A 15,275-nucleotide genomic window follows, 5' to 3' on the forward strand; every position below is an offset into this window, starting at 1 on the left:
TTAATTTTTCAATTGAATACTTTATACATTATCTATACAACCAAACACGCATCAACGATAACAACTGATCAATTTTTAATGGTTTAGTAATGTAATCTGAAGCACCCGCTTCCAGGCATTTCTCCCTGTCACCTTTCATAGCCTTAGCTGTAACAGCTATGATTGGCAGTGCGCTGTTCTTATGCTCTCTTCTTATTTTCTGCATCGTTTCATATCCATCCATTTCCGGCATCATAATATCCATGAGTACAATGTCGATATCATTGTTCTCACTCAGGATATTCATAGCTTCCTTGCCACTTTCTGCTGTAATAGTGTTAATATGGAAACGCTCAAAGGCGGTAGTTAAAGCAAACAGGTTACGCACATCATCATCCACCACCAGGACATTTTTATGAATCAGCACGTCTTTTTGTGAACGCAGATCTTCTATTAACTTCTTTTTTTCCGGCTGTAGGGATCCATGATTGATATGCAGCTGCATGATAGTTTCTTCAAGCAGCAGGTCCAATGAATTAACGCCTTTGAGTAGTATTTTATTGGCATACTGCTTCAATTTGGACTTCTCAGTGGTCGTGAAGTCTTTTGCGGAGTACACGATCACTGGTGTAGTACTATATCTGTTTACAGTATTCAGACTGGCTACAAATTCAGCTCCGTCAATATCCGGCAGCATATAGTCAGCGATGATACAATCATACACGGTACTGCTGATTCTATCAATAGCAGCGCGCCCGTTCTCAACAAAGTCCATGTCTATCAGATCTCCGTTGTCAAGTATCCTGGCTATCTGAGATGCATCCGGTTCATTGTCTTCCACGACAAGTATCTTCTTGGTTTTACGGCTGTCGTGTTCTACGATACTGGTAAACAATACATTGAGCGCTTCTGCTTTTAATGGCTTCAGGCTAAAACTCCGCGCGCCTCTGTGCATAGCCAGCAGGCGATTCTCCTCTCCGGATATGAGGTGAATAGGAATATGCCTCAGGTTAATGTCATTCTTGAACAGGTCAAGCACGCGCCATCCGCTGGCATCCGGCAGTTTTACATCCAGTGTTACTGCTATCGGATTGTATTTATTAGTAAGATCGAATACATCGCCGAAGCTGGTAGCTACAACTACCTTCAATCCCATCTCGTGGGCTTTCTCCAGCATGATCTTCGCGAACCGTACGTCATCTTCTACGATCAGTACTACCTTATCAGAGTCGATGATATGTGTTCTATCATCGCCTATTTCGTTGATGATCTCATTCAGTCCTTCCAGATCTTTTGTCTCAGGCAGTTTTACCGGCGGCTGATGCTGTTGTATCAATGTCGTTTCGTAGCCTTCAGGCAACTGGTACTGTCCTACTGTCAGACTGCTCTGCTTCTCTTTCTTAATGGCAGCCGGATTGTAATGTAGTGGGAGATAGAGTGTAAATACGCTACCTCTTCCTACCTCGCTTTCCAGTTGAATAGAACCACCTAACAGATCGGCCAGTCCACGGCTGATGGACAATCCCAGACCAGTACCTCCGTACTTACGGCTGGTAGACCCTTCGGCCTGCTGGAAGGCTTCAAAGATAATATTCTGCTTGTCTTTAGAAATACCAATCCCAGTATCTCTGATTTCAAAGGCTACTACTCTGTCTGCGCTGTCAAGGCTTCCATTCAGCAGACGCCAGTTGCGTTTCGCTTCGTAGATACGCAGCTTCACTTCTCCTTTCTCTGTAAACTTGAAGGCGTTGGACAACAGGTTCTTCAGGATCTGGTTCAGACGCTGTACGTCAGTTTCCAGCGACTGAGGCAGCTGTTCATCCATCTCAATACGGAAGCGCAGATTTTTACTTTCTGAGATATGTTTAAACGTAGTTTCCACAAAGGATACCACTTCATTGAAACGTACCTTGATAAAGTCAGTAGAGATATAGCCTGACTCGATCTTGGACAGATCAAGAATGTCATTAATCAACTGTATCAGGTCATCACCACAGCTATGGATGGTCTTCGCATAACGTACCTGTTTCTCATTCAGGTTGCCATCATGGTTTTCATATAGTTGTTGTGCAAGAATCAGTAATGAGTTGAGCGGCGTACGTAGCTCGTGCGACATATTCGCCAGGAACTCTGATTTATACTTGGAAGTAAGCTGTAGCTGTTCGGCTTTTTCCTCAAGTGATCTTCTTGCCTCTTCCACCTCTTTGTTCTTCTCTTCTACCTCTTCTTTCTGTTTCACCAGCAGGTGGGCTTTGTCCTGCAGCTCTTCATTTGTTCTTCTCAGCTCGTCGGCGAGGGACTGCGACTGTTCCAGCAGATCTTCCGTTCTTGAGTTAGCCTCGATAGTATTCAGTACGATACCGATACTTTCCGTCAGCTGGCTCAGGAAGTCAAGGTGTGTCTGGCTAAAGGTATCAAAGGAAGCCAGTTCGATAACCGCTTTAATTTCGGTCTCAAACAATACCGGCAGTACGATAAGGTTCACCGGCGTAGCTTCTCCCAGTCCGGAGCTGATCTTGATATAATTAGACGGTACGTTGGTGAGCAGTATACGTTCTTTCTCAACAGCACACTGTCCTACGAGGCCTTGTCCGAGTGCAAACTCGCGGGATACGCTTACCTCATTACCATAGGCGTATGCAGCAAATAATTTCAGTTTTGGATTCAGCAGGTTCTCTTCCTGTTCCAGGATGTAGAACATACCTTTCTGTGCGTTTACTACCTGTGCCAGTTCTGACAGGATACGGCGGGTTACCGTATTAAGATCCTTTTGCCCCTGCAACATCTGAGTAAACTTGGCCAGGTTGGATTTCAGCCAGTCCTGTTCCTGGTTACGTAATGTTGTTTGTTTCAGGTTGGCAATCATCTGGTTGATGGTATCTTTCAGTTCTTCCACCTCACCTTTCGCTTCTACTCTGATCATCTGGGTCAGGTCACCTTTGGTTACCGCAGATGCCACCGCAGAGATGGCACGTACCTGGGTAGTGAGGTTTTCCGCCAGCTGGTTCACGTTTTCTGTCAGGTTTTTCCAGATACCGGATGCACCTGGTACACTTGCCTGGCCGCCCAGTCTACCTTCCACACCTACCTCCCGGGCTACTGTCGTTACCTGATCAGCGAAGAGGGCCAGGGTATCGATCATTTCATTAATCGTTTCTGTCAGCTGAGCAACCTCGCCTCTGGATACGATGGATAATTTCTGTTTAAGGTTACCGGTTGCCACCGCCGTTACTACTTTGGCGATACCACGCACCTGGTTTGTCAGGTTAGAGGCCATCATATTCACGGAATCTGTCAGATCTTTCCAGGTACCACCAACGCCCTGTACTTCCGCCTGACCTCCCAGCTTACCTTCTGTACCTACTTCACGGGCCACACGGGTTACCTCAAAGGCGAAAGAGTTCAGCTGGTCCACCATGGTATTGATGGTGTTTTTCAGATCGAGGATCTCGCCTTTTACGTCAATGGTTACTTTTTTAGACAGGTCACCGGATGCTACCGCCTTGGTTACTTCGGCGATATTACGCACCTGGGATGTCAGGTTACCGGTCATCTGGTTTACGGAGTCTGTCAGGTCTTTCCAGGTACCTGCTACACCAGGTACGAAAGCCTGTCCACCCAGTTTACCGTCAGTACCTACCTCACGGGCCACACGCGTAACCTCAGAGGCAAATGCACGCAGCTGGTCCACCATGGTATTCAGGGTTTCTTTCAGCTGCAGGATCTCTCCGCGTACGTCTACCGTAATCTTGCGGGACATATCTCCGTTGGCCACGGCAATTGCCACATCCGCGATATTACGTACCTGTGCTGTCAGGTTACCGGCCATCTGGTTCACGGAGTCTGTCAGGTCTTTCCAGGTACCACCGACACCTGGTACAAATGCCTGACCACCCAGCTTACCGTCAGTACCTACCTCACGGGCCACACGCGTTACCTCAGAGGCAAATGCGCGCAGCTGTTCCACCATGGTGTTGATGGTATTTTTCAGTTCAAGGATCTCTCCTTTAACGTCTACTTCAATTTTACGGGACAAGTCACCGTTGGCCACCGCTGTGGTCACCTCGGCAATATTACGTACCTGTGATGTCAGATTGGAGGCCATGATATTCACAGAGTCTGTCAGATCTTTCCACAGACCTTCCACACCAGGTACATCTGCCTGTCCACCCAGTTTACCTTCAGATCCCACCTCACGGGCCACACGGAATACTTCAGAACCAAAGGAGTTCAACTGATCCACCATGGTATTGATGGTGTTTTTCAGTTCAAGGATCTCTCCTTTTACATCCACCGTAATCTTACGGGAGAGGTCTCCTTTTGCCACCGCGGTAGTTACCTCGGCAATATTCCGCACCTGAGCGGTCAGGTTGGATCCCATCTGGTTTACTGACTCTGTCAGATCCTTCCAGGTACCACCTACGCCCTGTACTTTAGCCTGGCCTCCCAGCTTACCCTCTGTACCTACCTCGAGTGCCACACGGGTTACCTCAGAGGCGAATGAGTTCAGCTGATCCACCATGGTATTGATGGTCTTTTTCAGTTCAAGGATCTCACCTTCCACATTTACGGTAATCTTTTTGGAAAGGTCACCGTTTGCCACCGCTGTTGTTACCTCAGCGATGTTTCGTACCTGGGCTGTCAGGTTGGATCCCATCTGGTTTACAGAGTCGGTGAGGTCTTTCCAGGTACCTCCTACACCCTGTACTTTTGCCTGGCCACCCAGCTTACCTTCTGTACCTACTTCCAACGCCACACGGGTTACTTCGGAAGCGAAGGAGTTCAGCTGGTCCACCATGGTATTAATCGTATTCTTGAGCTCCAGGATCTCACCTTTTACATCCACCGTAATCTTACGGGAAAGGTCTCCTTTTGCCACCGCTGTAGTTACATCGGCGATATTACGCACCTGGGCTGTCAGGTTACCTGCCATCTGGTTTACAGAGTCTGTCAGGTCTTTCCATACCCCACCTACACCTTTTACAGTTGCCTGTCCGCCGAGCTTACCTTCAGAACCTACCTCACGGGCCACACGCGTTACCTCGACAGAGAAAGAGTTTAGCTGGTCCACCATGGTATTCATGGTATTTTTCAGCTCCAGGATTTCCCCGCGTACATCCACGGTGATCTTACGGGAGAGGTCGCCTCGGGCTACTGCTGTGGTTACCTCAGCAATGTTACGCACCTGGCCAGTCAGGTTAGACGCCATCTGGTTTACAGAGTCGGTCAGATCCTTCCAGGTACCTGCCACTCCTTTTACCTCGGCCTGACCACCCAGTTTACCATCTGTACCTACCTCACGGGCCACACGGGTCACCTCTGAGGAGAAGGAGTTCAGCTGGTCCACCATGGTGTTGATCGTATCTTTCAGTTCAAGGATCTCTCCCTGCACATCTACTGTAATCTTCTTCGACAGGTCTCCTTTTGCCACCGCAGTCGTTACATCTGCGATGTTACGCACCTGGGCTGTCAGGTTACCTGCCATCTGGTTTACGGAGTCTGTCAGGTCTTTCCATACCCCTGCTACATCTTTTACTTTTGCCTGTCCGCCCAGCTTACCTTCAGAACCCACCTCTCGGGCTACACGGGTTACCTCACGGGAGAAGAGGTTCAGCTGTTTTACCATGCCGTTCACTTCCGTAGCAATACGCGCAAATTCTCCCTGCAGTACGTGATCTTCGATCTGTAACGGCATTTCCTGCGAGAGGTTACCCTTGGCTACAGAGCTGATTACGTGTGCTATTTCGATTGTCGGGTGAACCAGGTCAGATATTAATGTGTTGATAGAAACAACGGCTGTATCCCACGAGCCTCTCGCAGTACGTGGCATCACTACACGGTGGTTCAGGCGTCCCATTTTACCAATGGTGTTCCTGGCCAGTGTAAGCTCTTCTACCAGCGTTTCATTGAGCGAAATGATCTCATTGAGGGTATCACAGATCTTACCGCTCAGACCGATATTATCGGCGGGCATCCTTGCAGAGAAGTTACCGCTTCTGACCTCTGAAAGTACCTGCAATAGTTGTCGCAAATCCAGTTCATCGGCTACAGGCTCGTATACTTGCTTGGTTTCTTTCTTGCGCTTGGTTGTGGAAACTTGTGGAGTCTTTTCCACATCTGTTTCGGACAAGGCAGTATTATCGGGATTTTTTCTCCGCGTGTTCATGTTGAAGGTGTTAGGCTAAGACCTTATATAAGTGAGTTAGAATTTTCTTTAAGTTGTGTCTATCAATCGATACGGATCTTTTGACTATCGCATATAGATGTTATGTATTATGTGGTTTGAGTTGATTATTTTTGTTTCTTTAAAAACAACTTAACAGATGCAACTTTCAGGCCATTCGAAGAGGCTGATCCTGTTGGCAGAAGATGATATAGATGATCAGGAGCTGTTGGAAAACGCTATAGAAGAAATTGATCCCACCTGGCAACTGGTGTGCATCCCTAATGGCAGAAAATTCGTTAAATATCTGGACAGCATGGGCGAAGGAGATGTTCCTGCACTCATGATCCTGGACTATAACATTCCTGAATTAACCGGTGTTGAAGTAGTAAAAGAACTGAATGACCAGGGACGATTTATCGATATTCCAAAGATTATCTGGAGCACATCAACGTCTCCTGTATTCAAAGCCCGAAGCATTGAGCTTGGCGTAAAAGACTATATCACAAAACCTAATGATCTTGCTTCTTTCCTGACCACCGCACGGTATATGCTTTCTTTTGTCAAAGAATGATCGGAACTTGCACCAGACATGGTGAATCATTCTTTTTATACTGAGCAGTATTATTCCCTCGATGCCGATACCCGCATCGTGACAGACGTATTGTCCATATACCTCTACCCACTGGAGCGTTATACCTTCATTGATGCGGTGAACCGCGTGCAGGAAATGCCGCAGGACAGGATACTGGACATACTGGAATTACTCAAAGAAAAAGGACTGGGCTATTACAACCCTGCTGGTAACTACGCACTCATTCCTGAACTCGGCTTTCTGCTGTTTCCCGTAAACATCAGAAAGCCGGTATATCTCCGGCTACTGGATCATGCCAAACCATACTCATTCTACAGTACCAGCGCACGCCTGCAGGAACTGCAACAATTACTCACTGCTTTCTTTACCGGAGACAGGTCTTTGCTGCTGCAACCTGTCAGGAAGATCAGCTTTGAACTGGCTGAGTATTTTCCCTATCTCTGCTACCTCTTATATTACCCGGAATATGAAGGATTGGTCCAGCTATTTGATACAGATAGTGTTATCAGTATCTATCACGCAGCAGTAAAGCAACACCTGCTGGCAATGAGTGCCCCGGAGGCATTACAGGCATTACAATTACGGGTTGCCAGCCTGATAAAAACGGATCCTGCCACATTGGCTCAGGCTGAAGTGACACTACATACCGGGAATATCAGGGAAGAAATTACCGGCACAGACGCCATCTATGCACAGGCTGTCATCCATCTATATGAAGGCGCTCCAGCAAAGGCCCTGACCACATTTGAACAGGGTATCAAACAGCAAAGGCAACAAGATAAGAAACATACCATTCCAACCTCGCCACTGTTTGCATTCCTATACGCATATACGCTGACTGTTTCTCCGGAAGAAAAGTCCTATCCTGTGATCAATAAAGTGGTCGCCGCATACGATAAGAAACTCTTCCAGGATATCACACCTGCTATTGCCTTGCTGCATTTCCATAATGGCCGGAAGGAAAAAGCAGAACACATCCTGCAGATACTGCTGGAAACTACGTCCCGGCAACCGGAGAAATACTTGCTCTCCTTTCTGTCGCTGATCTGTCTTCAGCTATTCTACCCCAAAAGCAAACTGCTGAAAAACTATGCGCCTTTCCTGAAGGTCGTGCTGCATCATGGCATCCAACGCCGGTACCGACTGCTTACCTACGAATTGCTGTACCTGTTCCGTGATCAGGCGTACCTGAATAATGAAAAGACTTTCCGGGAATTATCCGCATATATATCCAAAGAACCGGTCTTCGCACGTACGCAACCTGTACCCGATTGGGAGCGGCTGTTAAATGTGCTGATCCTTCCGGAAACGTTGAAACCGCAAAAAGAAAAAGTACCTGTCATCACCCGCCTGGCCTACCTGGTAGATATTATCAAATCAGAGATCGTACCTGTTGTACAAAGCCAGTCAGATACCGGTTGGAGTAGGGGCAGGACAGTAGAACTACGCAAGCTGAAAGACGCACAGATAGAAAACATGACCGACCAGGATATCAGGATAGGCGGCTGTGTTGTGAAGGAAAGTTATCATACCTATGGCACTGAAACCTATGCCTTCGGAGAGAACGTATGGCATGAGCTGAGCGGCCATCCCTATATATTCATGATGGATAGTCCCGAGATCCCGATAGAGATCCTTAAAGGACAACCCGAACTGGTGGTCAATAAAACAGGGAAGGGGTATGTATTCAGTACCAATATAGACGACTATAGCAATGAAACGATACTCGTCAAAGAATCGGCTACCCGGCTGAAAGTGATCAGGCTTACTTCGCAGCAGCGATCTGTCCTGCTGACTTTACGGCAGATAGAAACCGTGCCGGCAGAAGGAAAAGATAAGTTGCTACAGGCATTGCGCAATATCGGTGCACACATCACTGTGCATTCCAATCTGGATGACACCGCGGTCTTAAATATCCGGCAACGTGCCGGCGATGCCCGTATACGCGTACAATTGCAGCCGACAGGAGATGCGCTGAAAGCCTCATTCTTTGTGAAACCATTTGTCAATGACCCTCCTTACTGCAAACCAGGAGAAGGGGCCCGGCATCTGATCGGTGTGACCAATGGAGAGAGATGTCAGGTTACCCGCGATCTGGAGGCAGAAAAGCAACATCTGGCCCAGCTGATGATACACATACAGGAATCTGTCGTACAAGAGATAGTAGATGATACTATCATTTTCGACGATCCGCTGGATTGCCTTCATTTGCTGGAAGTCATACAGCGACACCCGGAACTGGCTACTGCAGAATGGCCTGAAGGCCAGCGGCTACAGGTACGTACAATAGAACATCAGACGCAGTTACGGGTTAACATCAGAAAGGTAGATGGCAAATGGTTTGCCGCTAACGGAGACCTGCGAGTAGATGAAACGACTGTACTATCTCTCAAAGACCTGCTGGATGCGGTCAAAAACAGCCATTCCCGCTTTATAACTATCGGGAAAGGCGAGTACCTGTCTCTAACCGGCAAACTATACCGGCAGCTGAATGAACTGGCTACCGTGGCCATAGAAGAACAGCAGCAACTCAGAATACAACCTCTCGCAGCACATATGCTGGACGAACTGCTGGAATATGCCGGCAGCGTAGAAGCAGACGAACACTGGAAGGCCTTACGTGCCAGACAGGCAGCTGCTGCAACGATACATGCCGACATACCTGCTACTTTGCAAACGCAGTTACGCCCCTACCAGGAAGAGGGCTTCCGGTGGATGGTGCGACTGGCCGCATGGGGTGCAGGGGCCTGTCTCGCTGACGATATGGGTCTTGGTAAAACTGTACAGGCTATCGCACTATTACTGCATAGGGCACAGGAAGGACCTGCCCTGGTAGTATGTCCGGCATCCGTATTGCCCAACTGGACCAACGAACTATACAAATTTGCACCCTCCCTGCAGGTACGGCAGATAAGCAATACCAAAAGGCATACAATGCTGAAAACAGCCGGCCCGTTTGACGTAATACTGATCACATACGGCATATTACAGTCTGAAGGTAAGCTGCTGGCAGGTATACCCTGGCATACAGTTGTACTGGATGAAGCGCATACCATTAAAAATTATCAGACAAAAACATCCAAAGCGGCTATGTCTTTACAGGCCGATTTCAGGCTGATACTGACGGGTACTCCGGTACAAAATCATCTGACAGAGATCTGGAACCTGTTCAATTTCATCAATCCAGGCTTGCTGGGCAACCTGCCTTATTTCAACAAGCAATTTACCACACCTGTCATCTACAATGCAGAAAGCAGTGTTACAAAACACCTGCGTAAGTTGATCAGCCCATTCATGCTGCGCCGTACGAAAACCGCAGTGTTGGATGAATTGCCTGAAAAAACAGAGATTGTAAAAATGATATCTCTTTCTCCGGATGAAGCCTCCTTCTATGAAGCTTTACGCCTGAAGGCTGTCGAGAATATCAAAAAGTATAGTCAGGATAAGAATAGTAAGCATAATCTGAATACGCTCACGGAAATAGGGAAGTTGCGCATGGCTGCCTGTAATACTCAGATGATAGACCCTGAGATACGGATACCATCTTCTAAACTGGCAGTATTCCTCGAAATTGTACGGGAACTTATCGACAACAATCACCGTGCGCTTGTATTCAGCCAATATGTACGGCACCTGGACCTGGTAAGGACTGCGCTCGATGAGATGAACGTGTCCTACTGCTACCTGGATGGCAGTACACCTATTCCGGTAAGAGAAAAGGTAGTACAGCAGTTCCAGTCAGGCGCCGGCTCATTATTCCTTATCAGCCTGAAAGCCGGTGGTACAGGGCTGAACCTCACCGCGGCGGATTATGTAATACATCTTGATCCCTGGTGGAACCCGGCAGTAGAGGAACAGGCGTCTGACAGGGCTTATCGTATCGGACAAACCAGGCCGGTAACCATCTATAGACTGGTCACAAAACATACGATAGAAGAGAAAATTATTGCCCTGCACAATAGTAAAAGAGACCTGGCTGACAGGCTGCTGGAAGGGACAGATATCAGCGGGAAATTATCTACTGAGGAGCTACTGTCACTTATTTCAAGGGCAGATAAATAATCATTTCAGGCTGTATATCCACAGCAATACTGATAGTTATGCTGCAGGCTGGCATCCTTGCTTCAAATGTGACAACGCATTTTTCATCATTTTAATATTAATTATTTTAAAAAGAGAAGAAATAATTACCTGATATCAAAATTTGATTATCTTTAGCGTGTACTATTATCCTATGAAACACTTTTCTACTTCGGCTCGGATCCCGCTATAGCGAGGCATTTGAGCCGAAGCATTGCTCTCCCCAAATCTTACTTTTTTACTATCCTTTGAAACGCCTGCTTTCATAAAAAAGGCAGCGGGAAAACTGTGTTTTCTTCTCACTGATTTGTCCATTTATTCCCCGGATAATACACCCACCATCCGAGGTAATCTTTCACAAATTGAAAAAAAGCCGATAGCTACAAAATCGTTTCCCGGAGTTTCGATTAGCAGTCTGCTGTCAGGTTTTGCCCATTTCTTCCCCGGATAATACACCCACTATCCGAGGTAATCTTTCACAAATTGACAAAAATCCGATAGCTACAAAATCGTTTCCCGGAGTTTCGGTTAGCAGTCTGCTGTCAGGTTTTGCCCATTTCTTCCCCGGATAATACCCCCACCATCCGAGGGAATCTTTCACAAATTGAAAAAAAGCCGATAGCTACAAAATCGTTTCCTGGAGTTCCTGTTAGCAGCCAGCTGTCAGGTTTTGCCCATTTTTTCCCAGGATAATACACCCACCATCCGAGGCAATCTTTCACAAATTGAAAAAAAGCCGATAGCTACAAAATCGGTTCCCGGAGTTTCGGTTAACAGTCTGCTGTCAGGTAAGGCTTCAATATTCATATTGTAGGTATATCAATAGGTCACTTAAAGGGCACCTCAATATCCCCGGGATATTGAAGTGCCCTTTAAGTGACCTATTGGTGACGGGATGAAATGAAATATTAAGCGATATTTAGCAGGGAAATGTGCCTATGTCATGCAAAAAATCATCATTTATTCTACCACATGACCTCATTTTACCTGAATGATAAGATGGAAAATGCCAATTAACCCTGGTTTAAGGTTATATTTGGGTCCGGTGGATGGATAGCTTTTACCGGCTCCATACATTTTCTTGATAGCATGGTGGCCTAAGAAAACGGAAAAAGTATGTCAGTAAAGGTGACTTTTGATGCGGTGATAATGCAACATAACGGCATGAATGCAGGTTATGTAGTGTTTCCTTATGACGTACAGGAGCTGTTTGGAGTAAAGGGCCAGGTCAAAGTGAAAGCACTGATTGATGGGAAAGTTTCCTACCGGGGCAGTCTGGCCCGGATGTCTATGCCCTGCCATACCCTGGGTATTACGCAGGCGGTCAGGAAAGAACTGGGGAAAGATTTGGGTGATACTATCCATATTGAACTTGAACAGGATCTTACACCACGGGAAGTACCCTTAACAGATGAGGTAATTGCTTTATTTATCCAATATCCGGAAGCAGAGAATTTTTATAATAAATTATCCTATACTGATAAGAAAGAGTACATGGTCTGGATCACTTCTGCAAAAAAAGAGGAGACCAAGCAAAACAGACTTAAACTCATGATAGAGAAGCTGCTAGGCGGCAAGAAAGTGACGGAGAAATAATTATTCAGTAGCATTTTTTTAACTTGTACCTTCACAGGACTGCCAGTGAATCATGAGTGAAATTACAAAACCCAATCCTTCTATCCCGCGGGACCAGGAACTTCAGATAAGATTTGCATTACATGCCGCCGGGATCGGCACATGGGATGTAGATATGAGCAGCAGGCAGGTAATACTGGATGAACGTTGCACAGCACTATTCAGACTGGATGCAAAAGAAGTACCTACCTTTGAAAACATCTTTCAGCATATCCATCATGCTGACCAGGGCGCCATCCTGCAGGCAGTAAGACAGGCATTACAACCTGACTCAGATCCTCAGTTCAGTGTTATTTTCAGATGTATTACCGAAGAAGGAAAAGATACCCGCTGGCTGAATATAAAAGGACAGGCGTATTTTAATAACGAGGGTAAAGCGGTCCGTCTGTCGGGCATCGGGCAGGATATTACCACGGAAATGGCTGCTAACGAGAAAGCCGAAGCGGCAGAACGGCTCGCTGCACTGGCGATAGAAGGCTCTGACGCGGGTATTTTCACCGTCGATCTCAGCACCGACCACGTTGATTTCTCGGCCAATCTTCATTACATCATGACTGGTGTGAGAGAAGCGGTTGTCAGAGACAGGAATGCTTTGGTAAGTCATATACACCCTGATGATCTTACCATCAGAACACAGGCTTACGCGCTGGCAGCACATACCGGCAGCCTTAATTACGAAGCCCGTTTTATCTGGAACGACGGCTCTGTACATTGGGCAAAGATTCGCGGTAAGTATTACTACGATATCAATGGTACACCGGTTTCATTGTCAGGTATATGCCTGGACATTACTGCTCAGAAAGAACAAGACAGACTACTGAAAGAGGTCGAACAACGTTTCGCACTTTCTTTTAATAATGCCGCTATTGGCATGGCCTTCATCGACAACCAGGGAAGGTTCAATATGACCAATAAATCGTTTGCCGGCCTGCTGGGTTGTACCGCAGAAGAATTGAACGGACAACGGTATATTGACATTGTACATACTGAACACCAGGTGGAAAACACGTTGCTGTTTGAAGAACTGATGCAGGGAAAACGCGATGTATTCAATCAGGTAAAGCGTTACCGGATAAAGGATGGGGCAGAAAGGTGGGTACAGGTGAATACCGCCCGCATTATCAGCCACGACGATCACCAGGAGAATATCATGGTGATTGCTTTTGATATCAGCAACGAAGTGGCCGCCCGCCAGGAACAGCAGAAACTACTCACACTGGTCGAAAACAGCAGTGACCTTATCGCTGTTGCTAACCTGGATGGTACCATTACTTACGTGAATGACGCAGGTATGAAACTGCTGGGCCTCGGACGTAAGACTTCCGCCATTACCCGCAATATCAGGGATCTGTTTACCCTGGAACACCTTGTACATCTTGAAAAGAATATACTTCCTGCCGTACTGAATGATGGTAAATGGATAGGAAGGCAGTATTATTCACAACAGGAAACAGGCGAGCTGGTTCCGTTTCATACCAATGCATTCAGGCTGGATAGCTCCATGCATGGAGAACCGATTGCCTTTGCGTGTGTGGCCAGAGACCTGAGAGCAGAGCTGGATGTGCAGCAGGCCTTACTGGAAAGTGAATACCGTTTCCGCTCACTGGTAGAGGAAGCGCCGGTAGCTACTGCCCTTTTTGTGGGCCGGAACCTGGTCATTGAAGTGGCCAATGAACCTATGATTGAGATCTGGGGTAAAGGGCATGCCGTACTTGGAAAAGAACTGGGCGCGGCTGTGCCGGAACTGAGAGATCAACCCTACCTTCAGCTGCTGGATAAGGTATTTACAACCGGAGTGGCGCATCACGAGAAGGAAGCAGAAGCTATGCTGGTCATCAATGGCGTACCCAAGACGTTTTACTTCAACTTTACCTATAAACCTATCATGAATGCTGCCGGTGAAGTCTATGCTATTGTGGATATGGCTATAGATGTAACCGCACAGGTGATGGCACGTAATAAACTGCTGGAGCACCAGAGCATCCTGGAAATGGAAGTAGCAGAGCGCACAGAAGAACTGGCCGCCTCTAACGAGGAGCTGGCTGCAATGAACGAAGAGTTGCAGGATGCTAATATGAGCCTGATAAGATCTAATCAGGAACTGGAACAATATGCGTACGTGGCAAGCCATGACCTGCAGGAACCTTTACGTAAGATCCGTATCTATGCCGATCTGCTGAACCGTCATGAAGACCTGCCGGCACAGCATCAGAAGCTGATTGAGAAAATTAATCAGTCGTCAGAACGCATGTCCATGCTGATCAAAGATCTGCTGGACTTCTCCCGTTTGCTGGAGAAAGGTAATATGATGCGGCCGATTGATCTGACATTCGTGATTCAGAATGTGATCAGTGACTTTGAACTGATCATTGAAGAAAAAGAGGCAGAAGTAATTGTAAGTCAGTTGCCCAATATTCCAGGTATACCACTGCAGATCAATCAGCTGTTTTATAACCTGATGAGTAATGCATTGAAATTCACTCAACCCGATGTACGTCCACGTATTGAGATCAGTGCCAGCATGATTACGCGGGAGGTAGCAGGGAAATATATCGGGAAATCAGATCCATACAAAGATTACTTCCAGATTTCCTTCCGGGATAATGGAATTGGTTTTGAGCAGAAATATGCCGACCAGATATTTGAGGTATTCAAGCGCCTGCATAACCGTTCTGTGTACCCGGGTTCAGGTATAGGGCTGGCCCTTTGCAGACGCATAGTTGCTAATCATGCAGGCCATCTGTATGTGGAGTCTGAAGCAGGTAAGGGAACGACATTCCATATTATCATGGCTGGCTTATAAAAGAGGAAAGCAGGAATCAG

At 46.9% G+C, this 15,275-nt stretch carries 5 protein-coding genes; 4 read left to right on the forward strand and 1 reads right to left on the reverse strand.

Going from position 1 to position 15,275, the window contains the following annotated elements; genetic code table 11:
- Positions 1 to 28: 28 nt before the first annotated feature.
- Positions 29 to 6,145 (reverse strand): HAMP domain-containing protein, encoded by a 6,117-nt coding sequence (locus tag K1Y79_RS15280; protein WP_220251039.1) that lies wholly within the window; start codon positions 6,143 to 6,145, stop codon positions 29 to 31.
- Between the two features lie 157 nt (positions 6,146 to 6,302).
- Here K1Y79_RS15280 and K1Y79_RS15285 point away from each other — a divergent pair, with 157 nt between their 5' ends.
- The 4 genes from K1Y79_RS15285 to K1Y79_RS15300 all read left to right on the forward strand — a co-directional run bounded on the left by K1Y79_RS15285 (position 6,303) and on the right by K1Y79_RS15300 (position 15,255).
- Positions 6,303 to 6,716: a response regulator gene (locus tag K1Y79_RS15285; protein ID WP_220251040.1), complete on the forward strand. Its 414-nt coding sequence runs from the start codon at positions 6,303 to 6,305 to the stop codon at positions 6,714 to 6,716.
- An 18-nt stretch (positions 6,717 to 6,734) separates the two neighbouring features.
- On the forward strand, positions 6,735 to 10,799 hold the full coding sequence (locus K1Y79_RS15290; protein ID WP_220251041.1) for a DEAD/DEAH box helicase: 4,065 nt from the start codon (positions 6,735 to 6,737) through the stop codon (positions 10,797 to 10,799).
- Positions 10,800 to 11,933: 1,134 nt separating this feature from the next.
- On the forward strand, positions 11,934 to 12,413 hold the full coding sequence (locus K1Y79_RS15295) for a YdeI/OmpD-associated family protein (protein ID WP_220251042.1): 480 nt from the start codon (positions 11,934 to 11,936) through the stop codon (positions 12,411 to 12,413).
- 52 nt (positions 12,414 to 12,465) lie between these two features.
- A complete protein-coding gene (locus K1Y79_RS15300) occupies positions 12,466 to 15,255 on the forward strand; it encodes a PAS domain S-box protein (protein WP_220251043.1) in 2,790 nt (929 codons plus the stop codon).
- Positions 15,256 to 15,275: the final 20 nt, after the last annotated feature.

The sequence above is a fragment of the Chitinophaga rhizophila genome, from assembly GCF_019492185.1.
Classification (GTDB): Bacteria; Bacteroidota; Bacteroidia; order Chitinophagales; family Chitinophagaceae; genus Chitinophaga; species Chitinophaga rhizophila.